This is a genomic window from Streptomyces subrutilus (genome assembly GCF_001746425.1).
GTDB lineage: Bacteria > Actinomycetota > Actinomycetes > Streptomycetales > Streptomycetaceae > Streptomyces > Streptomyces subrutilus_A.
Window position 1 is genome coordinate 1118778 of sequence record NZ_MEHK01000001.1, and the last position, 23744, is coordinate 1142521.

The following is a 23744-nucleotide window of genomic DNA, read 5'->3' on the forward strand; positions in this document are numbered from 1 at the left end:
TCACAGCACTAGAACCGCGCGTGGGCGGTGATGTCCGCCTCGAACTCGCCCGTCATCGCCGGGGTCACCGTCGGCCGGCACTGCCGGACCGCCGCCAGGTAGTCCTCCGTGGTCGCGCCGAGCTGCGCGGCCGCGGCGCCCCGGCCGCCCACCGCCTCCAGATCCCGTTCGAAGGACACCTGCGCCGCGATCCGCGCCGCGTGCTCGATGTCGGCCGGGGTGAACAGCTCGGTGGCCGCCACCAGCGCCGCAACGTCGACGTCCGCGCGTCCCGCCGTGTAGCGGGACCAGATCGCGGCGCGGGCCCCGCCGTCCGGGGTGCCGATCGGGATCAGGTAGTCGAAGCGTCCGGGCCGCAGGAACGCCGGGTCGAGGGAGCGGATGGAGTTGGTGGCGCAGACCAGCAGCCGCTCGTCGCCCTCGCGGAAGCCGGGTATCAGCTTGAGCAGTTCGTTCGTCACCCCGTGGATTCCGCCGGGCTGGGCGGGCTCGGTGCGCACGGGCGCGATCTCCTCGACCTCGTCGATGAAGACGAGCACCCGTTCCAGCTCGGCGATCCGGGCGAAGGCGTCGCGCAGGGCCGCGGCCAGGTTGCCCTCGTCGGCGAGCCGGGAGGGCAGCAGTTCCACGAAGGGCCAGCCCAGCCGGGAGGCGATGGCCCGGGCGAAGGTGGTCTTGCCGGTTCCGGGCGGCCCGAACAGGGTGATGGCGCGCGGCGGCCGCACACCGTGCGAGGCGGCGCGCTCCGGCTCGGCCAGCGGCAGCACCACGCGCCGTTCGATGAGGTCCTTCTCCCGCTCCATTCCGGCGACCTTCGCCCACAGGCCGCCCTGCAGGAAGCGGCCGCCGAGGTCGTCGAGGAGGCCCGCGGCCGGCCCGTGCAGCGGCTCGGTCTTCTCGAAGTAGGCGACGGCGGGCTGCCGCGTGTACCCGGCGTTGAGCAGCCCCTCGCCGAGCAGGTCCTCCTCGGGCAGGACGTAGGCGATCCGGCCCACGCGGGCCGCGATGAGCCGCCGCTCCAGCTCGACGAGCAGGGCGCTGGCCAGGCCCCGGCCGCGCCAGCCCGCGGCGATCGCGATGCGCATCACCCAGGCCCGCTCGCCGGTGACGCAGGCGAGCGCCGCGCCGATCGGCACGCCCTGGTGGACGGCGACCACGCAGGGCTGCCGGTCGGTGAGGGCGCTGATGCACTCGGCGAGCGAGAAGACGGACTCCTGGCCGAGTTCGGCCGTGGTGTCGATCAGGTGGACCACCGCTGCGAGATCGCTCTCGCGGTAGTCGTGGATGAGCCAGTTCACCGGGTACCGCCCCTCGTTCGTGCTCCTGCGGCGAGGCTAGGGGCGGGTGGGGCGCCGGCTCACCCTCCGCGGTGCACAACAGGCGGTCCGGAAACCGTCCGTGTCGTCCATAGACTGGTGGCTTCCGCCCGAACGCCAGACCGAGGAACCCGCTCCTTTCATGCTTTGCCACATATCCGCGGCCCGACGCGGGCCCCTCATATGGCTGCTCCCGTTCCTGTGGACCCTGGCGTTCGGTCTGTGGGGGCTCTCCCGGCAGGACAGCGTGTGGCGGGACGAGGCGGCGACCTGGCAGGTCGCCGGGCGCTCGACGGGCGAGATCTGGGACATGCTCGGCAACGTGGACGCCGTGCACGGCCTGTACTACCTGCTGATGCACGCCCTCTTCGAGGTCTTCGGGGCGGGCACGACGACGCTGCGGCTGCCGTCCGTGGTGGCGGTGGCCGCCGCGGCCTCGTGCGTGGCGCTGATCGGGCGGCGCCTCGCCGGGCCCTGGGCGGGGCTGGGCGGCGGACTGGCCCTCGGGCTGCTGCCCGCCGTGCAGTTCTACCTGCAGGAGGGGCGGCCGTACGCGCTGGTCGCGGCCGGAGCCGGGCTGTCGACCCTGCTGCTGGTGTCCCTGCTCGGCCCGGAACCCGCCCGCCCCGGCCGGCGGGTCTGGCCGCGCTGGACGGCGTACGGGATGACCGTGCTGGTCTGCGCCCTGCTCAACTGGCTGTCGCTGCTGGTCCTGCCCGCCCATGCCGTGACGCTGTGGTGGGTGCGGGCCCGGCGCGGGGTGTGGCTGCGCTGGACGGCGTACGGCGCCGGCGCGGTGGCGGGTGCGCTGCCGCTGGTCCTGTTCAGCCGGGGCCAGTCCGACCAGGTGTCGTGGATACCCCCGCTGACCTGGCACATGCTGATCGGGCCGGGCATCCTGCTGGCGATCGGCGCCCTCTGCGCGCGGGCGGACCGCCCCGGCCGGGCGCGGCTGTCGGCGGCGGCGGTCGGGCTGCCGCTGCTGGCGGTGCCCCAGCTGGGGCTGATCGGCATCTCGCTGGTGCAGCCGCTCTTCCTGGACCGGTACGTGCTGTTCTCCATGGTGGGTCTGGCCCTGCTGCTCGGCGCCGCGCTGGGCGCGGCCGTACGGGCCTGCGCCCCCCGCTTCCCGCGGGCCCGCCGCCTGGTCGTGCCGGGCGTGGTGGGGGTCGCCGTGCTGGCCCTGCTGCCGGTGGAGCTGGGCAAGCGGGCTCCGGCGAGCCGGGTCGACGACGTGCTGTCGGTGGCCGGTGAGGTGGCGCGGCTCAAGCGGGACGGGGACGCGGTGCTGTTCGTCCCGGCCGCGCGCCGGGACACCGCGCTGGTCTCCCCCGGCGCGTTCACGGGCCTGGCCGACATCGCCCTGGCGAGCACCCCGGCCGCCTCGGGCACGCTCAAGGGCGAGGAGGCCGATCCGGCCCGGATCCGGGCGGAGCTGCTCGGGCAGCGGCGGGTGCTCCTGGTCACGGACGCGGCGAAGGTCGCGAAGGCGCCGTCGGCCGAGCGCGACAAGGCCAAGGCCGCCGTGCTGCGGGAGCGGTTCACGGTGGTGGAGGACCGGCAGGTCCGGGGCCGCCGGGTGACGGTGTACGAGCGGCTGGGGTAGGGCGGTCCGGCCGGCCGCCCGGCCTTCACACGGGGGCCACCGGCTTCACGGCGGGTCCACGATTCACAGCGGATTCATACGGAACATCGAGCTCCGGTCATAGGTTCGCCGGGCAGGGTCGACACATGGTCCACCGCCGCTTGCTCCCCCAGCCCCGTGCCGTCGGCCGCGCGCGTGCCCGGCGGGCGTCCCGGATCCTGGCCGCGCTGGCCGCGATGGCCGCGCTGCTCAGCGTGGACGTGCCCGGCGCGGAGGCCGGGCAGCCGCTCGGCGTCACCGCGCGGGCCGCGCCGGACGCCGCGGCGGACCGGGTGGGCGCGCTCTTCGCCGGCGGGCTCGACGGCGGGCACTTCTGCACCGCCGCGGTGGTGCGCAGCGCGGGCCGCGATGTGATCGCCACCGCCGCGCACTGCCTGGAGGATCCGGACACCACCGTGTTCGCGCCGGCCTACCGGGAGGGCGAGGCCCCGTACGGCACGTGGCGGATCACGGGCGTGTACGTGGCTCCTGGCTGGACGGACGGCGAGGACCCGGACGCCGACATCGCCTTCGCGACCGTGGCCCCGGTGGACGGCGGCCGCTCCGAGCGGGTCGAGGACCTCGTCGGCGGATTCCCGGTCGCCGCGGACCAGGCGGCGGACGCCACCGTGACCGTCATCGGGTACCCGCGCGGCGAGGAGGCCCCGCTGCGCTGCGCGAACACCACCGCCCTGCTCTCGCCGACCCAGCGCCGCATCGAGTGCCCGGACCTCAGCGGCGGCACCAGCGGCAGCCCCTGGCTGGTGGACGGCGCCCTGGCCGGGGTCCTCGGCGGCCACGAGGGCGGCGGCACCGTGCCGGAGGTGTCGTACAGCGCGCTGCTGGGCGACCGGGCGGTGGAGCTGTACCGCGAGGCGTCGGACGCCGGCTGACACCGCCGCCGTGTCCGCGGGCGCCGTGTACGCGGGCTCCGTGCGCCCTACGCCGTGTACGCGGGCTCCGTGCGCGCTACTCCATGACCGCGACCGGGGCCTCGAACCAGGTCGGCTCGTCCCGCAGGGCGCGGTGGACGCGGTCGAGCGCGAAGGGCTCCAGCGGCGGCAGGGCGTCCACCTCGAACCAGGCGACCTCCAGCGACTCGCTGTCGTTGGCGCACGCCTCACCGCCGGTCGCCCGGCAGCGGAAGGTGATGTCCTGGAACTGGCAGACGTCGCCGTTGGGGTAGGTGACCGGTTCGAGCATCTGGACGAGGACCACGCGCTCGGGCACGCACCGCACCGCGGTCTCCTCGTACACCTCGCGCACGGCGGTCTCGGCGGGCTGCTCCCCCGGTTCGGCGATTCCGCCGACCACCGACCACCGTCCGGTGTCGGAGCGCTGGCCGAGCAGCACCCTGCCCCGGTCGTCGACGACGATGGCCGTGACACCGGGCAGCAGGAGCAGCCGGTGCCCGGCGGTGGCGCGGATCTCGCGGATGTAATCGGGTGTGGTCATCCCCCGACCCTAAGGCCCCGCCCGTAGGCTACGCCGCGGCCCGGCGGGCGCGGATCCGGCGGGCCGCGGTCCAGCCGAGACCGGCGGCGGCGAGGAGCAGCAGCGCGTACTCGGGCAGCGGTCCGAGCCGGGTCGCGGGGGTCTCGGTGGAGCGCAGCGGGACCTCGGTGACCAGCGCGTCCGCCGTGAACATCTCCGTCTGCCGCTCGATGGTCCCGTCGGGGCGGATCACCGCGCTCACCCCGCTGGTGACCGGTACGAGGACGGTCCGGCTGTGTTCGACGGCGCGGATCCGGTCCATGGCCAGCTGCTGGTAGGTCATCTGGCTGCGACCGAAGGTGGCGTTGTTGCTGGGTACGGCGATCACCTGGGCACCGGCCCGGACGGTGGAGCGGACGGCGTCGTCGAAGGCGGCCTCGAAGCAGGTGACCATGCCGACACCGCTGCCGGCCATGTCGAACACGCCGGGGTCCTTGCCGGGCCCGAAGTCGCGGCGGACCCGGTCCACGTCGGAGTTGAAGATCCGGACGAAGGAGCGCATCGGGATGCGCTCGCCGAAGGGCTGGATCTTGCGCTTGTCGTAGGTCGCGGTGGGGCCGCTCACCGGGTCCCAGAGGATCATCGTGTTGCGCAGCGGGCCGGTCTGGGGGGACACGACGGCGCCGATGGCCACGGGCACGCCGATCGCCTTGACGGCATGGTCGATGACCTCGTAGGCATCGGGCTGGGAGTACGGGTCTAGGTCGGAGGAGTTCTCCGGCCAGACGACGAAGTCGGGCTTCGGGGCGCGGCCGGCCTTGACGTCCTCGGCGAGCTGTTCGGTGCGCTTGGCGTGGTTGTCCAGGACCTGGCGGCGCTGGGCGTTGAAGTCGAGGCCCAGGCGGGGCACGTTGCCCTGGATCACCGCTGCCACGGCGGTGCCGTCCTCGGCGGCGTCGGAGACCAGCGGCCGGGCGGCGAGGCCGGCGCCGACGGGGGCGACGACGGTGAGCGCGGCCAGCGCGGCGGTGGCCCGGCGGGGGTGGTCGAGGGCGGTGCGCAGGGCTTCGTACAGCCCGAATCCGCAGAGGGCGACGGCGAAGGAGAGCAGCGGGGTGCCGCCGAGCGCGGCGAGCGGGGTGAAGACGCCGTCGGCCTGGCCGAAGGCGAGCTTGCCCCACGGGAACCCCCCGAAGGGGGCGCGGGCGCGCAGTGCCTCGCCCGCGACCCAGACGGCGGCGGCGAACAGCGGCCAGGCCGGAAGCCTGCCGACGAGGGCGATCCCGAGTCCGGTGAGGCCGATGAAGACGGCTTCGAGGGCGGCCAGCGCCAGCCAGGGCACGGGGCCGACCTCCTCACCGGTCCAGACGAGGAGCGGCAGCAGGTAGCCGAGGCCGGCGAGGAGGCCGAGTCCGAAGCCGGCCCGGGCACGGCGCTCGCGCAGGCAGGCGGCGAGCAGGGCGAGGGCGAAGGGGGCCAGCCACCACAGGGGGCGGGGCGGGAAGCTGACGTAGAGCAGCACTCCGGCGAGGGCGGCGAGCAGCGGGCGCAGCAGCCGGGCACCCTGGCGCCGCGCGGTCTCGGCGGCGCGGGCGGAGGGGGGCGCCGCGGGTTCCGTGGCGGCGGCCGGCCGGACTGCGGCGGAGGGGTCCGCGGGCTCGTTCCCGGCCGCGCGGGTGACACTGCTGCTCATCTGGCGGAGTGTACGTCGTGTGCGTCCGCGTCAGCGGGCAAGGGCCCGCAGGTGGGCGCGGATGACCCGGACGGCGTTCTCCGCGTCGTCGACGGTGACCGTGAAGAGCTTGCCGTCGTCGAGCCGCAGTTCCACGCCCTCGCCGCGGCGGACGATGACCGCGGTGCCCTTCTCGGGGCGCCAGCGGTAGCCCCAGCCGCCCCAGTGCGTCGGGGTGATCCGGGGGACGAACTCGGCGGAGACCACCTCCGCGAGGCGGATGGTACGGCGCGGCAGGCCGATGTGGCCGCAGCGGACCACGAGGGCCTCGGAGTCGACGGTGACGGCCACGTGCACGAAGGCGAGGGTGCCGTAGAGGATGAGCAGCCCGGCGGCGAGGCAGCCGACCACGGACATGAGCAGCGGAACGATGCCGTTGGTCCAGCTGTTGTCGACGGCGAGCTGGATGCCGAGCGCCAGACAGGCCGCACCGGCCGCTGCGAGCAGCCACTGCGCGCGGTTCGAGGCCCGGCCCGTCCAGAGCGGACCCGGGGGGTGACCGGTCATGAGCAGCAGCGTACTCACGTTCCTCATGAACGCCACCGCCTCTCGCCCGGCCGGTCGATGCAGGGAGCGCCTGCCCAGGGTTGACCTGAACCAAACTTGAGGTTCTACGGGTCGAGGGCCCGTTCACCGCCCCCACGGCCCTCTCGGTCGCGCCGCGTCCGCCGGGTCAGGCCCCGCCCGGGAGGAGGCCCACCAGTGCGTCGCGCAGGGCCGGGCGGCGGGCCGTCACGAAGCGGTGCAGGGTCCGGGAGCCGAAGGCGACCCGCTGGGCGCTGCGGCGCCGCTCGGCGTCGTACGCGCGCAGGGCGGCGGGGAGTCCGGCCGGCGCGGCCGCGGCACTCCCGGCGACGGCGCGGGCCAGCGCCTCGGCGTCGAGCAGGGCGGTGCAGGCGCCCTGGCCGAGGTTGGGGGTCATGGCGTGGGCGGCGTCCCCGACGAGGGCCACCCGGCCGTCCGCGACGAAGGCGGGCAGCGCGGGGTACAGGTGGCGCATCTCGTAGCGGATCCAGGTCGCGGGGTCGGTCTCCGCCAGGACCCGCGGGATCGGGTCGTGCCAGCCGGCGAAGGCGTCCCGCAGCGCCTCCGCGGTGGTGGCCTCGGGGACGGTGGCGTACCAGTTGGTGCGGCCGGGCCCGACGGGGGTCATGCCGAAGAAGCGGCCCTCGCCCCAGGTCTCTCCGTACAGGCCGGTCTCGAACCCGGCGATGCCGATCCAGGCGACGGATCCGATCGCGCGGGGGCCGCTGGTCCGGCCGAAGTACGCGGTGCGCACAGCGCTGTTGATGCCGTCGGCGCCGACGACGAGGTCGGCCTCCAGGTCCGCCGGGTCGGTGAGGCGGTGCCCGTAGACGATCTGCGCACCGCCGGTGCGGTCGAGCGCGGCGAGCAGGGCGTCGATCAGGCGCGGCCGCGAGATGAGCAGTTCGGGCCGGCCCGCCTTGCGCTCGATCCGTTCGAGGGGGAGCGCGGCCAGCACCGTGCCGTCGGGGCGCCGGATCCGCGCCTCGCGGTAGGGGACGGCGTGCTCCCGCAGCACCTCGCCGAGACCGAGCCGTTCGAGCGCGGACTGCGCGGTGGGGTGGATGCCGAAGGCGGTTCCGTAGCGTTCGAGCGCGGTGCGGCCCTCCAGCACGGCCACCGCCCAGCCCGCGCGCCGCAGGCCGATGGCGGTGGCCAGGCCGCCTACGCCCGCGCCCACCACGACGGCCTTCTTCCCGTTCCGCATGACCGCCCCCTTCACCACCACGACCACCACAGCCGTGGTACTACGCCTGTGGTACCACGGCTGTGGTTATGCTGGCAAGGTGAATGCGGACATGGAGAGCGCGGGCCGAGTGAACGCCGGCAGGGTGAATCAGGACCGGCGGGACCGGCTGCGGGACGCGGCCGTCGCCGTTCTGTCGGACATGGGCGGGCGCGGACTGACGCACCGGGCCGTCGACGCGGCGGCCGGCGTGCCGACGGGCACGGCCAAGAACTACTTCCCGACCCGCGACGCGCTGCTGCGCGCGGTGGCCGAGCGCAGCCTGGAGCAGTACCGGGCGGTCGCCGCCGCCCTGGCGGGGGCCGGGCCCGGACCGTCCGACGCGGAGGAGCTCGCGGCGCTGCTCGCGGGGCTGCTGCGGGACGTGGCCGGACCGGGCCGGGCCCGGACGCTGGCCTACCTGGAGCTCCAGACCGAGGCGACGCGGCGGCCGTGGCTGGCCGGGCTGCTGGACCCGATCGCCGCCTCGGATTTCGCGGCGTTCACGCACCTGCTGAGCGGCGCCGGGCTGCCGGCCGGCCCGGAGCAGGTCCGCGCGCTCACGCTCGCCCTGCACGGGGCCCTCCCCCACCTCCTGGCCGGCGCACCGGCCACCCTGGCTGCGGCCGGGTTGGACGACCTGGACTCCTTCACGTGCGACCTCCTGTCAGCCGTCCACCCCGAGGAGCCGGCCCGATGACCACGACGACCACGACGACCACCCGGGCCGACCGCGCCGTCGGCGCCGTGCTGGGCTCGGCGGCCGGCGACGCGCTGGGGGCGCCGTACGAGTTCGGCCCGCCGGGACAGTTCGGCGAGCGCGGCGAGGAGATGCTCGGAGGCGGCGGCTGGGATCCGGGCGAGGCCACGGACGACACGCAGATGGCGGTCCTGGTCGGCGAGTCCCTGCTGGAGCACGGCGGCCTCGAACTGCCCGACATCTTCGGCCGGTTCCAGCAGTGGGCCGCCGGCCGGCCCAAGGACATCGGGCTCCAGACCGAGGACGTCCTGACCAACGGCGAGCCGTGGGACCGGGCCGCGGCACTGCACTTCCGGATCAACGCCCGGGCGGCGGGCAACGGTTCGCTGATGCGCGCGGCCACCTCGGCCGTGTACTTCGCGGGCGCCGGGCGCGAGGGGACCATGGACGCCGCCCGGCGCATCGCGGCGCTGACGCACGGGGACCGGGCTGCCTGGGAGGGTACGGCCGTCCTGCACGAGCTGGTCAGGGTGGCCCTGGACGGCGCCGATCCGCTGGCCGCGCTCCCCGCGACGCTCGACGCGGTGCATCCCCGCCACCGCGAGCGCTACGCCGTGGTGCTGGACCCCGCCTGGCACCCGGACCTGGCCACCGAGTTCAACGGAGCGGTGTGGCCCTGCCTGGGCTCGGCGGTGTGGGCCCTGCGCACGACCTCCGGCTTCGCGGAGGCGGTACGGGCCGCCGTGGACCTGGGCGGCGACACCGACACGGTGGCCGCGGTGACCGGCGCCCTGGCCGGGGCCCGCTACGGAGAACAGGCCATCCCCGACCACTGGACGAAGCCGCTCCACGTCCCACTCCCCGGCTTCGGCACCCGCGTCCTCCACGCGGACACCCTCCGCACGCTGGCCCGCCGCCTGGCATCGGAAGCCGACGCGTAGCACCCCACGGCGGGGCGCGGCCGCGCCGAGCGCCCGCGGGGCTCCCCTCCGGCGAAGCCACACGGGCCAGTCCGGCCCGGCGGCCGCCCCGCGCAACGGCGTCGACCAAGGCCGGGGCGGGGCGGCGGGAGCCCCCGTCCGGCGGAGCCCTGCCGGTCAGCCCGGGGCGGCGGTCGCCTGCGGCAGGGGGGCGGCGTCAGCCGACGGTGGCGTCAGCCGACGGTGGCGTCGCGGCCCGCGAGCAGGCGGCCCTCCGCGTAGCCGAGAGCCGCGCCCGGGAGCGCGCCGAGGCGGCCGCTGCGCAGGACGGTCAGGCCCCCGGTGGCCGGCAGGCCCGGCTCGGGCCGGGCGCCGATCCGGCGCAGCGCCTGGACGGCGACCGCCTCGGCGGATCCGTGGAAGAGCAGCTTCGCCCCCTGCGTCCGCGCGGCCAGCGCGGCCCGGATGGCGGTCTCGACCAGCTCGTAGTGCGTGCAGCCGAGCACCACGTCGGTGACGTCGGCCGGGGTCAGCGCCGCGGCCGCGGCCACGGTGGCCGCCACCGCGTCGTCGTCGGCGGCCTCCACCGCGTCGGCCAGGCCGGGGCACGGCACCTCCGTGACCCGGGCCCCGGCGGCGAACTCGCCGATCAGGCCCCGCTGGTAAGGGCTGCCGGTGGTGGCCGGGGTGGCCCAGATGGCCACGCGCCCGCCGGCGGCCGCGGCCGGCTTGATGGCGGGCACGGTCCCGATGACCGGGATTCCCGGCTCCAGTTCCGCCCGGAGGGGCGGCAGGCTGTGCACGGAGGCGGTGTTGCAGGCGACGATCAGCGCGTCGGGGCGGTGCGCGGCGGCGGCACGGGCGACGTCGAGCGCGCGTCCGGTGAGGTCGGCGGGCGTCCGCGGACCCCAGGGCATGCCGTCGGGGTCGGAGGACAGGACCAACTCCGCATCGGGCCGCAGCCGCCGCACCGCCGCGGCCGCCGCGAGAAGGCCGATTCCGGAGTCCATGAGCGCGATCTTCACCCGCCCACCTTAGTCGACGCCCCCGCCGAACCACCCGGAAGGGCCGCCTCCACCACCGAGAACCGGCCTGCCGCAAACCCCGCCGCGCGGCCACCACCGGCACCGGCTCTGGTGACACCACCCGCCGACCGACCGGATGCGGTGGCGCAGGGCCTCGTCCCGGGTGGACTCGGCCACCACCGCCATCAGGGCCGTACGGGCCTGCGGCCCCGCTGCGTCCGTCACCCGGCACTGTTCCTCCGACCGCCCCGAACATCCACACCCACCCGCCCACGACGAGACCCCGCCACGGGGATGCCACCGCCCGGCCCGGATCCCGCACACCCCCGCCGCGGCCATGCGCCACCCGACATCGCACGGCCATGGAAGAACACGCCCGCACCGCCCAAGGCCGCCCGGCACCGCACCACCATCCCGCCCCGCGCCGACCCGGCCCGCCCCGCCACCACACGAGGGATCCGGGACCCGGCCCCGGCCCGCCGGCCCGACACCGGGACCCCGCGCGAGCGACCGGCCGCCACGCGGGCTCCGCGTGCGGATGCGCGACACGCCCCGCAGGGCCCGGCACACTGCCGCCATGGGCACCCTCTTCGCCGCCTGTGCGGCCTACGCCTCACTCGCCGCCTGGCTCTGGCTCACGCTCGCCCAGGGCATGTTCTGGCGTACCGACGTCCGACTCCCGCCGCGCACCGCCCCCGCCCGCTGGCCGTCCGTCGCCGTGGTCGTCCCGGCCCGGGACGAGGCCGAGGTACTGCCCCGGAGCCTGCCCTCGCTCCTCGCCCAGGACTATCCCGGCGAGGCCGAGGTGATCCTGGTCGACGACGGCAGCACCGACGGCACCGGCGCCCTCGCCGAGCGCCTGGCCCGCGAGCAGCCCGGGCTCCCGCTCACCGTCACCTCCCCCGGCGACCCGGCCCCCGGCTGGACCGGCAAGCTCTGGGCCCTGCGCCACGGCATCGCGCTCGCCCGTACCGCGCACCCCACCGAGCCCGACTACCTGCTCCTCACCGACGCGGACATCGCGCACGAGCCCGACAGTCTGCGCGAGCTGGTCTCCGCCGCCACCTCCGCCGACCTCGACCTGGTGTCCCAGATGGCGCGGCTGCGCGTCGTCGGCGTGTGGGAGCGGCTCGTCGTACCCGCCTTCGTGTACTTCTTCGCCCAGCTCTACCCCTTCCGCCGGATCAACCGCCCCGGCGCCCGCACCGCGGCGGCCGCCGGCGGCTGCGTCCTGCTGCGCACCGAGGCCGCCGTCCGCGCGGGCGTGCCCGACGCCATCCGGCAGGCCGTCATCGACGACGTGTCACTGGCCCGCGCCGTCCGGCGTTCCGGCGGCCGGATCTGGCTCGGGCTGGCGGAGCGGGTCGACAGCGTGCGCCCGTACCCCGCGCTCGGGGACCTGTGGCGGATGGTCTCGCGCAGCGCCTACGCGCAGCTGCGCCATCAGCCGCTCCTGCTCGCCGGGACGGTCGCGGGGCTGGTGCTCGTCTACCTCGTGCCGCCGGCCGCCCTGCTGTCCGGGCTCGCCTCCGGGCGGCCGGCCCTCGCGTGGGCCGGCGGCCTGGCCTGGCTGCTGATGGCGGGCACGTACCTGCCGATGCTGCGGTACTACCGACAGCCCGCCGCACTCGCTCCGCTCCTTCCGTTCACGGCGCTGCTGTACCTGCTGATGACCGTCGACTCGGCCGTCCAGCACTACCGGGGGCGCGGCGCGGCGTGGAAGGGCCGTACCTATGCCCGCCCCAGCGACGCCTGAAACGGCGAACTGCTGCCCGAAACAACGTCATCCGAGGTCACCGGCTTGTGACGCTGCGTCAACACCAAGTCGGTGCACTGCACAACCAGTAGGTACGAGTGCGTACAAGACGGGGTGGAAGTGGTGAATCGTGCACCTGGACGTCAACGGAAAGGCGAGGCGCTGACCTGCGAATATGCAGGTCAGGGCGGTGTTGGCGACACCTCGCTATGGACCCGGTGAAGTCGTGGGCTTAACTTAGGTCCCATGACCTCCCCCCGCTCCACTTATGGCGGCGGTTACTACTCCGCGCCCTCCTTCCCGGACACCCCCATCTACGACTCGCTCGTCGCCGAACGCGGCACTCCGCAGATCGCCCCGATCCGCGTCCCGGCCGCCTACGAGTCGCCGAGCGCCGGGTATTCGAGCGGTGGGTACCTGCCGGCCCTCGCGTCGTCCCTCCCGGCGCTGCCCCCGGCGATGCCGCAACAGCAGGCCCCGGCGTACGGGTACCCCTACCAGCAGCAGGCCGCGCCGCAGCCGATGCCGCTGCAGCACGCGCCCGCGCCCTACATCCCCCAGCAGCAGCAACAGCCGGCCCGCGGCGCGTTCGTACCGCAGCACCAGCCGCAGCAGCAGCCCCGACCGGCCGCCATGGCCACCGGGTACGAGGCCATGCGTCCGGCCGCGCCGCGCCCGATGCCGGCTCCCGCGCCGGTGCCGGCCGCCGGGTACGAGGATCCGTACGGCCGCCCGTACCAGGGGCGCGGCTACTGACCGACCCGCGGATATCCGCTGGGGCCGCGGAGGGGGCGACTGGCAGGATGCCCTCATGTCGAACTTGCACGTCCAGGCGCTTCACGTCCATCCCGTCAAATCGGTGGCGGGGACCGCTCCCGACGAGGTGGCCGTGGAGCCCTGGGGCCTGTCCGGGGACCGCCGGTGGGCACTGGTCGACGCGTGGGGCACGGTCATCACCCAGCGCCAGCAGCCGCGGCTGGCCCTGGCCGCGGCACGTCCGGCGGGCGGGGGCGCGATCGGACTGTCGGCGCCCGGCATGCCGGAGCTGGTCGTGGAGGTGCCCGGACCGGGGCCGTTGGAGCCGGTCCTGCTGTTCGGGAAGAAGGTCGAGACCGCGGTCGCGGCGAGCGCGGCGGCCGACTGGTTCAGCGCGTACCTCGGGGTGCCGGTACGGCTGGTGCACCTGGACGATCCGGCCGTGCGGCGGCCCGTGGACCCGGAATACGCCCTGCCGGGCGAGACGGTGAGCCTGGCCGACGCCTACCCCCTGCTCCTCACGACCCTGGCCTCGCTGGACGCGCTCAACGCCCTGATCGCGCGGGGTGACCATGCCGCGGAGGGGCCGCTGCCCATGAACCGCTTCCGGCCCAACGTGGTGGTGGCCGGGGCCGAGGCGTGGGCGGAGGACGGCTGGCGGCGCATCGCGATCGGCGGCGCCGTGTTCCGCGGGGTCCGGGAGTGCGGGCGGTGCGTCGTCACCACCACCGACCAGCGCACGGCGGAGCGGGGCAAGGAGCCGCTGAAGTCCCTTGCCGCGCACCGGCGGATCGGCAAGTCCCTGGCCTTCGGCCGACAGCTGGTGCCGGTGCGGCTGGGCACAGTACGCGTCGGCGACAAGGTCCGCGTCCTGGAATGACACCTTCGAGGGGCTCCGCCCCTCGACTGGAACCACCGGTGCGACCACACCGTTGGATCAGTCAGGACAGGACGGATGGCTGGCGTACGTAGGGGGAGCCGGACCGTGTGGACAGCAATGGGAGTGTGGCGCTGGCGGCGCAATCCGCTGCGCCGGCCGACCGATCTCTTCGAGGCGTGGGTGGCGTTCGCGGCGCTGCTGTGCGTCCTGCTGGTGGCGCCGGCCATCGGCTGCGTCGCGGGCATACAGGTGGACGGGACGCTGCAGCGGGCCGCGCTCGCCCAGCGGCAGGAGCGGCACCTCGTGCCCGCGGTCGTGGTCCGGCCGGCCGCGGAGCCGGCCGCCGATCCCCCGGCGCAGCGGACGGCCCCGTCCCGGACCCAGGTGGTCGCCGCGTGGACCGCCCCCGACGGCAGCAGCCACCAGGGGACGGTGCCGGCCGCCGAGGAACCTCCGCGCGCCGGCGAGCAGTTCCGGATATGGACCGATGCCCGCGGCCGGGTGGTCGGACAGCCCCTCGACCCGTCCGTGGCGGCGCTGCACGCGGCGGTCGCGGGCCTGGCCGCCGCAAGCGCGGCGGCCGCGCTGGCCGAGACGGTCCGCCGCCTGGTCGTACGAAGGCTGGTGCATCGGCGGTACATACGCCTGGACCGCGCGTGGGCGGCGGCGTGGCCGGACTGGGGCCGGGCGGGCGCGGGCAGTTGACCTGGCAACTCACGGGCCCCGCGCGCGCTACGGTGGACCGGCCAGACCAGACCGGCCGCATCGGCGGCCCGGCGAGTACGAGGGTGGGGGCACGACAGCACCATGGCTCAGGGCACGGTCCAGGTGACGCACGGCGGGGCCTCGCGCTGGCGGCGCCGCTCCGGTGAGTATCCGACGCTGGCCGCGGCCCTGGCCGTCGCGGGTGACGGGGACGTCCTGTCCATCTCCCCCGGCACCTACCGGGAGAACCTGGTGCTGAACCACGCCGTGACCCTGCGCGGGCCCGAGGGCGGGCTGGGGTCGGTGCGCATCGCCCCGCCCGACGGGGTCCCGCTGACCGTGCGCGCCTCGGCCGTGGTGCAGGACCTGCACCTGGAGGGACAGGACCGGGCGGCTCCCGCGCTGCTGGTGGAGGACGGCGCCCCCGAACTCACCGACTTGCGGGTGAGCACCCGCTCGGCGGCCGGTATCGAAGTGCGCGGCAGCGGGGCCCGGCCCCTGGTGCGGCGGTGCACCGTGGAGAATCCGACCGGCGTCGGCATCGCCGTACTGGACGGCGGCGGCGGGGTGTTCGAGGAATGCGAGGTCGTGGCCGCCGGGCAGACCGGGATCTCGGTGCGTGGCGGCGGCCGCCCGCGCCTGGAGCGCTGCCGGATCCACCACGCCACGGGCGCGGGCATCGGCGTCACCGGTGAGGGCTCGGGGCTGGAGGCGCTGGGCTGCGAGGTGTACGAGATCAAGGGCAGCGGGGTGCAGGTCGCCGCCCGCGCCACGGCCCGGCTCACGGACTGCTCGGTGCACCGCACCTCCGCCGACGGGGTCACGCTCGACACCGACGCGGCCCTCACCCTGGCCGGCTGCGACATCCACGACATCCCCGAGAACGCCGTCGACCTGCGGTCCCGTGCGGTGCTCACGCTGAGCCGGACGACGGTGCGCCGCTTCGGTCGCAACGGACTGTCGGTGTGGGACCCGGGGACCAGGGTCGACGCCGAGTCCTGCGAGATCCACGACAGCACGGGCGACTATCCGGCGGTGTGGGTCAGCGACGGCGCCACCGCCTCCCTCGACTCCTGCCGGGTCCACGACGTGCCGGACGCGCTGTTCGTGTTGGACCGGGGTTCGCGGGTCGACGTCGTCGACAGCGACCTGTCCCAGGTGCGCAACACCGCGGTGTCGGTGAGCGACGGGGCCACCGCGCAGCTCGACGACTGCCGGATCCGCGAGGCCGCCACCGGGGCGTGGTTCCGCGACCACGGCAGCGGCGGCACGCTCGCCAACTGCACCATCGACGCCGTGCAGACCGGTGTGATCGTCACCAAGGGCGCCGATCCCACCGTGGAGCGGTGCACGGTCACCTCGCCCGCCGAATCCGGCTTCTACGTGTCGGCGGGCGGCCGCGGCAGCTTCACGGCCTGCCGGGTGACGGGCAGTGCCGGCTTCGGGTTCCACATCCTCGACGGCTGCCGCACCAGCCTCGCCCGCTGCCACACCGAGCGCTGTGCGCGCGGGGGGTACGAGTTCCCGGAGGAGGGGCCGGTCGCCGAGGGCTGCACGGGCGACGGGTCCGGCCTGCGCGCCCAGGCGGCCGCGGACGGGGCCGGGGCCCTCGCCGGGGCGCGGGCAGAGTTGCGTACGGCGGGCGCGGCGCAAAGCCCCGTACCGCAGGCGGCGGAGGTCCCGGTGGCGCGGTCGGCGGACGCGGCGGACGGTCGGGACGGCGGCCCGGCGGCGGCCCGGGGCTCGGGCGAGGTGCTGGGTCAGCTCGACGCGCTGGTCGGCCTGGACAGCGTCAAGCGCGAGGTGCGGGCGCTCACCGACATGATCGAGGTGGGGCGGCGTCGGCAGCAGGCGGGCCTCAAGGCGGCTTCGGTGCGCAGGCACCTCGTCTTCACCGGCTCCCCCGGCACGGGCAAGACCACGGTCGCCCGGCTGTACGGGGAGATCCTCGCCTCCCTGGGCGTGCTGGAGCGCGGGCACCTGGTGGAGGTGTCCCGGGTGGACCTGGTCGGCGAGCACATCGGGTCCACGGCGATCCGTACGCAGGAGGCCTTCGACCGGGCGCGCGGCGGGGTCCTGTTCATCGACGAGGCCTACGCGCTGGCGCCGGAGGACTCCGGCCGGGACTTCGGGCGCGAGGCGATCGACACCCTGGTGAAGCTGATGGAGGACCACCGGGACGCGGTGGTGGTGATCGTCGCCGGGTACACGGCGGAGATGGACCGGTTCCTGACCGTGAACCCGGGCGTCGCCTCCCGCTTCTCCCGGACCATCACCTTCGGCGACTACGGGCCCGAGGAGCTGCTGCGGATCGTGGAGCAGCAGGCGGAGGAGCACGAGTACCGGCTCGGGGAGGGCACGGCCGAGGCCCTGCTGGGCTACTTCACGGAGCTGCCCAAGGGCCCGGCGTTCGGCAACGGCCGCACGGCGCGCCAGACCTTCGAGTCGATGGTCGAACGGCACGCGGGGCGGGTGGCCCAGCTGCGGGAGCCGAGTACGGACGAGCTCACCCTGCTGTTCCCGGCGGATCTGCCGGCCCAGCCGGCGCCTTGCTGAGCCGCTGACCGGGTACGCCGGGACCGGGTACTCCCCCGGCTCCCGCGGGGCGCGGCCCACGGCCCCGCGCCGCTTGGTCCAGGCGCGCGAGCAGGGCGTCGCGCTCGGCGGCGAAGACGGGGTCGGCCTGGTAGTCGGAGTGGCCGAGGATCGGCGCGGGCAGCGGATGCCGGGGGCTGCGGCCGTAGGCCACGGGGTCGGCGAGCGGGCCGCGGTCGACGCCCTGCGGGGCGCCGGGGAGCACCGGCCCGCCGATGGGGTCCGTGGCCCGCCACAGGTTGCGCCAGCAGTCCACCTCGCGGTGGAGCGCGGTGAGCGGACCCGGGCCGAAGTAGGCCGGAAACCAGCGGCCGTAGAGCCGGCCCAGCGGGGACCCGTAGGTGAGCAGGGCGACCCGACGGCGGACGGGCGACGGCAGCTGCCAGACGGCCGCGGCGGCGAGCACGCTGCCCTGGGAGTGGCCGGAGATCACCAGGCGTCCCCCGGTGTGCCCGGTCCAGCCGGTCATCCGCCAGGTCAGGTCGGGGACGGCGCGCTCGGCGTAGCAGGGCGGTGCGAAGGGGTGCGCGGCGCGCGGCCAGAAGGTGCCGACGTCCCACAGGATGCCGATGGTGCGGCGGGCGGCGGGGTCCCGGTAGGCGCGCCGGCCCCAGGTGACGAACAGGACGAAGCCGAAGCCGATGAGCCAGGACCCGGAGTCCTGGGCCGCGCGGGCGGCGGTCTCCAGGAGCGGGCCGCTCCCGCGGGCCGCTTCGCCCGGCACCCGCCCCCCGATCCACGCCCCGGCGAGCGCCGCCGCGCCGAGCAGCAGGGTGATCCCGGAGACGGCCGCCACGAACCACGGCGCGGAGTCGGTGAGCGCGGCGGCGGTCCGGGCCGCCGCGATCCGGCGGCTGCGGGACGGGTCGGGCACCTCCCCCGGGTACTCGGCGGCGACGGTCCAGGCGAGCCTGCGCCCGGCACGGGCTCCGCGCACCGCGAACGAGGCGGCGACCAGCGCCAGTACGAGGAGCAACGGGGGCAGGACGGCGGCCTGCCAGGACAGCAGCACGGGCGGCCCGGGCAGCGGCGCCCCGGCCATCCCGGGGGTGGCGCCCCCGTCCAGCCAGTCGGCCACGCGCTGGGCGACCCCGCCGGACATCACCCCGCCGAGCGCACAGCCCAGCATGGCGATGGCGGGACCGCCCAGGCCGTGCAGGGCGGCGGCCGGATCGGGGGCCCGGCGGTGCAGAGCCGCGGCGACCGCGGCGAGGGCGAGCACGCACAGGCCCTGGCCGAGCATGAGCGCCCCGAAGGCGAAGTCGCCGGGGAGCCGCCCGGCGGAGGTCCAGCCGGGGCGCGACCAGCAGGCGTACAGGAGGACGGCGGCGAGGAGCGCGAGGGCGGCGCCGGGCAGCAGGCCGACGGCGGCACGGTCGAGCCGGCGGTCGGGCCGGGCCTCGCTGCGGCCGCGCCGGCAGACCACCCAGGCCACGGCGAGCCCCCCGGCGGCGAGCAGCACCTCCAGCGCCGAGCCGACGGCTTCGAGCAGGGCGGCTCCGGCGGCGCGGTCGTGGCGGGCGGTGGGTACGGCGACGGCAGCGGCCACCGTGAGCAGCCCGGCGGCGGTGTGGGCGGCGCGCAGCCGGGCCACGATCCGCCGCCCGTACCAGAATCCGGGGCGGCCGAGCGCGGGCGCGGTGTCCGAGGCCGTGTCCGGGTCGGGGGCGCCGACGGGCGGCGGCTGGGACTCGTAGGCGCTCCACGTGCGGTTCGACAGGTACCAGAGCAGCCCCGTCAACGCGGCGGGGACCAGCGCTCCGAGGGCGAGCCTGCGCCCGGGCTGGGCCCACCAGCCGCCGTCGGCGAGGAGTCCGAGCCAGGAGCGGTCGGCGGTGCAGGTCCCGGATCCGGCGCACTGCCAGGCGAACAGGTCGAGCGCGACCTCACAGGCGGCGGCGATCAGCAGCACGGTCAGGCTGAGCGCGAGGATCCGTACGAGGACCCCGTACGCGCGGACCGCCCGCGGCGCCGGGTCGGCGGCGGGCGCGGCCGGCCGGGCCCAGTGGGCGAGGTTGGCCACCATGAAGGGCAGGAGCAGCAGCCACAGGGCGCGGGCGCCGTTGCCGGAGGTGAGCCGGGACCAGCAGTAGGCCTCGGGGACGGGCCGTCCGGCGTACCGCTCGGGGCGGGCTTCGGCGTCGGCGTCCTCGGTGCGGCGGAAGACGGCGGCGGTGGAGTCCCCGGTGACGCGGACGGTGCGGGGGTCGCCGAGCAGCTCGGCGGGGGCGGCGCCGGCGACGCCGTGGACCAGCAATTCGAGGGCGAGCGGCGGGGTCGGGGTCGGGGTCCGCGCAGGCTCCGGGCTCTCGCTCTCGCCAGGTTCCGGGCTCGGGATCCCGTCCGGCTTCGGGCTCGGTTCGGGGATCGGTGGCGGGGTGGGCAGCTGCGGGGTCTGCGGCACGGCTGGCTCCGCTCGCGGGGCGGTATCGGCGCGTTTCCAGCATCCTCGCGGCGGTGGCCCGTGGCCAGGGCCGCGCGCCGGGGCGCGGCGGAAATCTGCTCCGGAGCGGACATCTGACGGGTAGACAGCTAGGGTGACGCGCGCAACCATTCGACGTCCAACCGTTCGACGTCCGCACCATCGACGCGTCTCATCACCCGCCGTACGCACCAACGGAGGTACCGCCATGGCTCGCCGACTCCGCCCGGTGGGGATGGACTTCATCGAGGCCGCGCCGGTCCGGCTCGTCTTCGCCGCCAGGACGGCGGCACCGCCGGAGGAGGTGTACCAGGCGCTGGCCGAGGAGGTCGGGGACTGGCCGCGCTGGTTCGGGGCGGTCACGCTGGCCCGCCCCACGCACGGCGGCGCGGGCCGGGAGATCCGGCTGAGGGGCGGGGTGAGGTTCCGGGAGACCGTCATGGCGGCGGATCCCGAGCAGCGGTACGCGTACCGGGTGGACGAGACCAACGCCCCCGGTGTGCGGGCCCTGTTGGAGGAGTGGCGGCTGACGCCCGCCGGGTCGGGCACGCACGTCCGGTGGACCTTCGCCGCGGACGGCCCGACGCCGTTACGGCTGGCCCTGACGGCCGCCCGTCCGGGCCTGGGCCACTCCTTCCGCACGGCGGTCCGCACCCTGGACAGCCGGCTCACCGCCCGCCGCGCGGCCGGCCGGTAGCCTCCGCCCGGCCGACCCCGCTCGCACCACGGCGGGTCGACCCGAAGGGCAGCGGGCGGTCAGGAGGCCGACGGCTCGCGCCAGACTCCCGTCGTCAGCAGGGTGTCGAGGGTCTTCGTGTACGGGGCGATGTCGAGGCCCTGCTCCGCCAGCCAGGTGTCGGAGTAGTACTTGTCCAGGTAGCGGTCGCCGGGGTCGCACAGCAGCGTGACCACGCTGCCCTTGCGGCCGTCGGCCACCATCTCCGAGACGATCTTCAGTGCGCTCCACAGGCCGGTGCCGGTGGAACCGCCCGCCTTGCGCCCGATGGCCGTCTCGAGCGCCCGGCAGGCGGCGACGCTCGCCGCGTCCGGGACCTTCATCATGCGGTCGACGGCGCCGGGCACGAAGCTCGGCTCCATGCGCGGCCGTCCGATGCCCTCGATGCGCGAGCCGCAGTCGCTGCTCGCGTGCGGGTCGTTGTTGGTCCAGCCGTCGAAGAAACAGGAGTTCTCGGGGTCCGGGACGCACACGCGGGTGTCGTGCTGCATGTAGTGCACGTAGCGCGCGATCGTCGCGGAGGTGCCGCCGGTGCCGGCCGTGGCCACGATCCAGGCGGGCTCGGGGTACCGCTCCAGGCGCAGCTGCTGGTACATCGATTCGGCGATGTTGTTGTTGCCGCGCCAGTCGGTGGCCCGTTCGGCGTAGGTGAACTGGTCCATGTAGTGGCCGCCGGTGCGGGCGGCGAGCTCCGCCGACTCCTCGTACATCTTCATCGAGTCGTCCACGAAGTGGCATTCGCCGCCGTGGAATTCGATGAGGCGGCACTTCTCGGGGCTCGTGGTGCGCGGCATGACGGCGATGAACGGGACGCCGATCAGCTTGGCGAAGTACGCCTCGGAGACGGCGGTGGAACCGGACGAGGCCTCGATCACCGGGCGGCCGGGGCGGATCCAGCCGTTGCAGAGCGCGTAGAGGAAGAGCGAGCGCGCGAGGCGGTGCTTCAGGGAGCCCGTGGGGTGCGTGGACTCGTCCTTGAGGTAGAGGTCGATGCCCCAGTCCTCGGGGAGGGGGAAGCGCAGGAGGTGGGTGTCGGCGGAGCGGTTGGCGTCGGCCTGGACCTTGCGGACGGCTTCTTTCAGCCAGGCACGGTAGTGCGCGTCGCTGCGGTCCACGTCGATGGTCGTGGCCGTCGTGCCGATGGTGCGGCCGGTGCCCGCCGTTCCGCTGGTGCCGGTGGTGCTCATGCGCCGTGCTCCTTCGTGCGTGTATTCGCCCCCCTGCTTTCGCAATGTACCTCCGTCACCTGCACAAATAGTCACTTTGGGTTTCCATGCGGATCGCTTTCGGTCGCGTTCGGTTGCACTGCGGGGCACCGTGGGTGACCCTGGTGGAGCATTACCGAGGGTGCAGCACCCGTAACACTCATGTCGGGGAGTCGCAGCCGTGATCAGTCATTCCAGAAGGCACTGCGTCGTTGAACTGCAGGCCTTGCCGGCGCGTATAGGCCAGATCCGCCGGATCGTCTCCGCGCAGTTGCGCCACTGGCAGCTCGATCCGCTCATCGACCGGGCCGCGCTCGGCGTGACGGAGCTGCTCAGCAACGTCCACCGCCATGCGCAACCGGACAAGACCTGCACCGTAGAGATCGAGTTCCGCCTGGGGCGGCTCACGGTCTCGGTCATCGACAGCGATCCGCGGCTTCCGGTGCTCCGGGAGGCGGCCATGGACGCGCTGGAGACCTGCGGGCGCGGGCTCGCGCTCGTGGAGGCGCTCAGCGAGGCCTGGGGCGCCCGGCACCAGACGGGCGGACCGGGCAAGGTGGTCTGGTTCTCCCTGACGGCGGCCCCCGCTCCGGTGGCCGCGCCGCGGCCGGTACGGATCTCGAGCAAGCCGGTACGAGAACCCGCCCGGACCGCACTCGTCGCCGTGGACCCGGGAGCCGTCTCGGCAGGCATGTCGGTGGCGGCGTCGGTCGGCGCCAGGCCCGGGTAGCGCACGGCCGCCGTGCCCGCCGGGGGCCGGTCCGGGAGACACCGGGCCGCGCCCCCGGAGCCCGGCGCCTGGGCCGCGCGCGCCGCCCGGGCCGCGGACCGCGCAGCCCCGGGCCACGCGACCCCGGACCACGACCACGCGGCCCCGGCGCTCGGCGCCCGGCGCCCGGCACGCGGCCAGCACTAGGCAGCGGCGCCCAGGGCTCCCAGCGGGTCGTCGAGCACCGGCTGCCACGCCAGCTCCGCCGCGCCGACCAGGCTGTTGTGGTCCAGGGTGCACGGCAGGATCGGCACACTGCCGCTGCGCCCCCACAGGCTGCGGTCCGCGACCACAGCGCGCAGCCGCTCCGGATCGGCGTGGAGCAGCTCCCGGTGCAGTCCGCCGAGGATGATCCGGTCCGGGTTCAGGATGTTCACCAGCCCCGCGAGGCCGAGGCCGAGCCGGTCGATGAGCTCCTCGGCGGCAGCCCGTACGGCCGGCTCCGCGTACTCACTGCGCAGCAGGTCCCGAGCCTGCTGGAGCAGCGAGACCTCGGGGCCCGGACTGCGTCCCGCCGCCGTGAGGAAGGCCAGCGGGTCCGCCTCCACGTCCAGGCAGCCGCGGCTGCCGCAGTGGCAGGCCCGCCCCTCGGGGTTGACCGTGAGGTGGCCGACCTCCAGGGCCAGTCCCGAACTCCCACTGTGCAGGCGGCCGTCCAGCACCAGCGCCCCGCCGACCCCGCGGTGGCCGGTGGCCACGCACAGCAGGTGCTGCGCGCTGCGCCCCGCGCCGTGCCGGTGCTCGGCCAGGGCGGCGAGGTTGATGTCGTTCCCGGTCAGGGCCGGGCCGTCGATCCCGGCGGCCTTCACGCACTGCGCGAAGACGGCCCGTACGGGAGAGCCGGCCGGCCAGGCCAGGTGCAGCGGGTTCAGCGCCGTGCCCTCCGGTTCGGCGACCGCCGAGGGGACCGCGAGGCCCGCGCCGACGCAGCGGCGGCCGGTCCGCGCGAGCAGCTCGGCTCCGGCGTCCACCACCGCGCCGAGCACCTGCGCCGGGTCGGCGGACACGGTGACCTTGCCGGGCGCGGTGGCCACGATCCGGCCTCCGAGGCCGACCAGCGCGGCCCGGAAACCGTCGGGGTGCACCTGTGCGGCCAGCGCCACGGGGCCGTTCTCGTCCACGGAGAGCCGGTGCGAGGGCCGGCCCTGGGTGCCGCCGGCGCCGCCGGGGCGCGAGTCGACGCGGATCAGCCCGAGCGCCTCCAGCTCGGCGGCGACCGCCCCGGCGGTCGCGCGGGTGACCCCGAGCTCCGCCGTCAGGACGGCCCGGGTGGGGGCCCGGCCGGTGTGGACGAGCTCCAGCGCAGGGCCGAGGGCGCCGCGGCCCCGCTCCAGTTTGGTCCGCGCGGAAGCCGTGGACACCGTGGTCACATCCCCCACCCGCCGCGGGGCCCCGTTGCCGTTCATGCACCCGATCCTC

Annotated in this window: 20 protein-coding genes and 1 pseudogene; 11 read left to right on the forward strand and 10 right to left on the reverse strand. The window is 75.5% G+C overall.

Features of this window, described 5'->3' with window-relative positions:
* Window positions 1–8: 8 nt before the first annotated feature.
* Window positions 9–1298 (reverse strand): ATP-binding protein, encoded by a 1290-nt coding sequence (locus BGK67_RS06010; protein WP_069918921.1) that lies wholly within the window; start codon window positions 1296–1298, stop codon window positions 9–11.
* Window positions 1299–1458: 160 nt separating this feature from the next.
* On the opposite strand from BGK67_RS06010, the gene BGK67_RS06015 reads away from it, so the two are divergent.
* Together BGK67_RS06015 and BGK67_RS06020 are read left to right on the forward strand one after the other, a co-directional pair.
* Complete coding sequence (locus BGK67_RS06015; protein ID WP_069918922.1) at window positions 1459–2922, forward strand: glycosyltransferase family 39 protein; 1464 nt, start codon at window positions 1459–1461, stop codon at window positions 2920–2922.
* Window positions 2923–3047: 125 nt separating this feature from the next.
* Window positions 3048–3833, forward strand: coding sequence for a trypsin-like serine peptidase (locus BGK67_RS06020; protein WP_107488779.1), 786 nt, complete (start codon window positions 3048–3050; stop codon window positions 3831–3833).
* A gap of 76 nt (window positions 3834–3909) precedes the next feature.
* On the opposite strand, the gene BGK67_RS06025 is transcribed toward BGK67_RS06020, so the two are convergent.
* The 4 genes from BGK67_RS06025 to BGK67_RS06040 form a co-directional block, all read right to left on the reverse strand.
* Window positions 3910–4395 (reverse strand): NUDIX hydrolase, encoded by a 486-nt coding sequence (locus BGK67_RS06025; RefSeq protein WP_069918923.1) that lies wholly within the window; start codon window positions 4393–4395, stop codon window positions 3910–3912.
* A gap of 28 nt (window positions 4396–4423) precedes the next feature.
* Window positions 4424–6067 (reverse strand): apolipoprotein N-acyltransferase, encoded by a 1644-nt coding sequence (gene lnt / locus BGK67_RS06030; protein ID WP_069918924.1) that lies wholly within the window; start codon window positions 6065–6067, stop codon window positions 4424–4426.
* 30 nt (window positions 6068–6097) lie between these two features.
* Window positions 6098–6613, reverse strand: coding sequence for a hypothetical protein (locus BGK67_RS06035; protein ID WP_244291157.1), 516 nt, complete (start codon window positions 6611–6613; stop codon window positions 6098–6100).
* Between the two features lie 166 nt (window positions 6614–6779).
* On the reverse strand, window positions 6780–7838 hold the full coding sequence (locus BGK67_RS06040) for an FAD-dependent oxidoreductase (RefSeq protein ID WP_069923664.1): 1059 nt from the start codon (window positions 7836–7838) through the stop codon (window positions 6780–6782).
* Between the two features lie 124 nt (window positions 7839–7962).
* Here BGK67_RS06040 and BGK67_RS06045 point away from each other — a divergent pair, with 124 nt between their 5' ends.
* On the forward strand, window positions 7963–8556 hold the full coding sequence (locus BGK67_RS06045; protein ID WP_069923665.1) for a TetR/AcrR family transcriptional regulator: 594 nt from the start codon (window positions 7963–7965) through the stop codon (window positions 8554–8556).
* Window positions 8553–9497, forward strand: a complete 945-nt coding sequence (locus tag BGK67_RS06050; protein ID WP_069918926.1) for an ADP-ribosylglycohydrolase family protein — start codon at window positions 8553–8555, stop codon at window positions 9495–9497. The genes BGK67_RS06045 and BGK67_RS06050 overlap by 4 nt, the downstream gene beginning before the upstream one ends.
* A 212-nt stretch (window positions 9498–9709) precedes the next feature.
* On the opposite strand, the gene BGK67_RS06055 is transcribed toward BGK67_RS06050, so the two are convergent.
* Both BGK67_RS06055 and BGK67_RS39915 read right to left on the reverse strand, forming a co-directional pair.
* The gene (locus tag BGK67_RS06055) at window positions 9710–10501 is read right to left on the reverse strand and encodes a glutamate racemase (RefSeq protein WP_069918927.1); all 792 of its coding nucleotides are present in this window, start codon (window positions 10499–10501) and stop codon (window positions 9710–9712) included.
* Between the two features lie 129 nt (window positions 10502–10630).
* A pseudogene (locus tag BGK67_RS39915) lies at window positions 10631–10708 on the reverse strand (TetR family transcriptional regulator); the annotation flags it as partial.
* A 370-nt stretch (window positions 10709–11078) separates the two neighbouring features.
* Between BGK67_RS39915 and BGK67_RS06065 the strand changes: the two are divergent.
* The 5 genes from BGK67_RS06065 (at window position 11079) to BGK67_RS06085 (ending at window position 17154) form a co-directional block, all read left to right on the forward strand.
* Entirely contained in the window at window positions 11079–12257 is a 1179-nt protein-coding gene (locus BGK67_RS06065) for a glycosyltransferase (protein ID WP_069918929.1), read from the forward strand.
* Between the two features lie 246 nt (window positions 12258–12503).
* Complete coding sequence (locus BGK67_RS06070) at window positions 12504–13013, forward strand: DUF6643 family protein (protein ID WP_069918930.1); 510 nt, start codon at window positions 12504–12506, stop codon at window positions 13011–13013.
* A gap of 55 nt (window positions 13014–13068) precedes the next feature.
* Window positions 13069–13893, forward strand: a complete 825-nt coding sequence (locus BGK67_RS06075) for an MOSC domain-containing protein (RefSeq protein WP_069918931.1) — start codon at window positions 13069–13071, stop codon at window positions 13891–13893.
* A gap of 105 nt (window positions 13894–13998) precedes the next feature.
* Window positions 13999–14598: an Rv1733c family protein gene (locus tag BGK67_RS06080; RefSeq protein WP_244291158.1), complete on the forward strand. Its 600-nt coding sequence runs from the start codon at window positions 13999–14001 to the stop codon at window positions 14596–14598.
* A 102-nt stretch (window positions 14599–14700) separates the two neighbouring features.
* Window positions 14701–17154 (forward strand): right-handed parallel beta-helix repeat-containing protein, encoded by a 2454-nt coding sequence (locus BGK67_RS06085; protein ID WP_069918933.1) that lies wholly within the window; start codon window positions 14701–14703, stop codon window positions 17152–17154.
* On the opposite strand, the gene BGK67_RS06090 is transcribed toward BGK67_RS06085, so the two are convergent.
* Complete coding sequence (locus BGK67_RS06090) at window positions 17105–19531, reverse strand: hypothetical protein (protein WP_432215509.1); 2427 nt, start codon at window positions 19529–19531, stop codon at window positions 17105–17107. The genes BGK67_RS06085 and BGK67_RS06090 overlap by 50 nt on opposite strands.
* 292 nt (window positions 19532–19823) lie before the next feature.
* Here BGK67_RS06090 and BGK67_RS06095 point away from each other — a divergent pair, with 292 nt between their 5' ends.
* A complete protein-coding gene (locus tag BGK67_RS06095; RefSeq protein ID WP_069918935.1) occupies window positions 19824–20312 on the forward strand; it encodes an SRPBCC family protein in 489 nt (162 codons plus the stop codon).
* Window positions 20313–20371: 59 nt separating this feature from the next.
* Here BGK67_RS06095 and BGK67_RS06100 read toward each other — a convergent pair whose 3' ends face one another.
* Window positions 20372–21538: an L-cysteine desulfhydrase Cds1 gene (locus BGK67_RS06100; protein WP_069918936.1), complete on the reverse strand. Its 1167-nt coding sequence runs from the start codon at window positions 21536–21538 to the stop codon at window positions 20372–20374.
* A gap of 199 nt (window positions 21539–21737) precedes the next feature.
* On the opposite strand from BGK67_RS06100, the gene BGK67_RS06105 reads away from it, so the two are divergent.
* Window positions 21738–22286: an ATP-binding protein gene (locus tag BGK67_RS06105; RefSeq protein ID WP_069918937.1), complete on the forward strand. Its 549-nt coding sequence runs from the start codon at window positions 21738–21740 to the stop codon at window positions 22284–22286.
* A gap of 182 nt (window positions 22287–22468) precedes the next feature.
* Here BGK67_RS06105 and BGK67_RS06110 read toward each other — a convergent pair whose 3' ends face one another.
* Window positions 22469–23731 (reverse strand): ROK family protein, encoded by a 1263-nt coding sequence (locus BGK67_RS06110; RefSeq protein ID WP_069918938.1) that lies wholly within the window; start codon window positions 23729–23731, stop codon window positions 22469–22471.
* Window positions 23732–23744: the final 13 nt, after the last annotated feature.